The following is a 601-nucleotide window of genomic DNA, read 5'->3' as shown; positions in this document are numbered from 1 at the left end:
GATCAACCCGCCGTCCACGGCCGGAGCTTGTCGGGGTTGCGTACTCCCCAGATATGCCTGATCCGGCCGTACGCGACGTCGAACGCCATGACCGTCACCGTGCTGCCCCCGTGCTGCAGCACCAGGCCGGGCTGGCCGTTGACCGAACGATCGAGGATCGTCATGCCCGGCACCCGGACGGCGAGATCGAGGAGATAGCGGGCGATCCGCTCGCCGCCCTCGACCGGGTGCAGCGCCGCCCGGACGAGGCCGCCGCCGTCGCTGACCACCGTGGCGTCCGGGTCGAGGAGGCCGATGAGGCCGTCGAGATCCCGAGCCTCCCACGCCCGCTTGAACTTCCGGACGATCTCCGCGCGTTCGGCGGCGGGAGCGCCGGGGTCCCGCGACGTCCGGGTGCGGCGCCGGGCCGACGCGGCCAGCTGGCGGCAGGCCGCCGGGGACCGTCCGACGATCTCGCCCACCTCGGCGAAGGAGTAGCCGAAGACATCGTGCAGGACCAGCGCGACGCGTTCGGCCGGGGTCATCGACTCGAGCACGACGAGGAAGGCCATCGTGACCGACTCGTCGAGGGTGATCCGGTCGGCCGGATCGATGCCGCCCG

At 72.4% G+C, this 601-nt stretch carries 1 protein-coding gene; it reads right to left on the bottom strand.

Features of this window, described 5'->3' with window-relative positions:
• Window positions 1-2: 2 nt before the first annotated feature.
• Window positions 3-601 (bottom strand): sigma factor-like helix-turn-helix DNA-binding protein (locus NM1_RS40670; protein ID WP_303757421.1); only part of this gene is annotated, 599 nt, incomplete at its 5' end.

This window comes from Nocardia mexicana NBRC 108244 (assembly GCF_001613165.1).
Classification (GTDB): domain Bacteria; phylum Actinomycetota; class Actinomycetes; order Mycobacteriales; family Mycobacteriaceae; genus Nocardia; species Nocardia mexicana.
The sequence above is the reverse complement of the archived record's forward strand: the minus strand, read 5'-3'. Positions and strand labels throughout refer to the sequence as shown.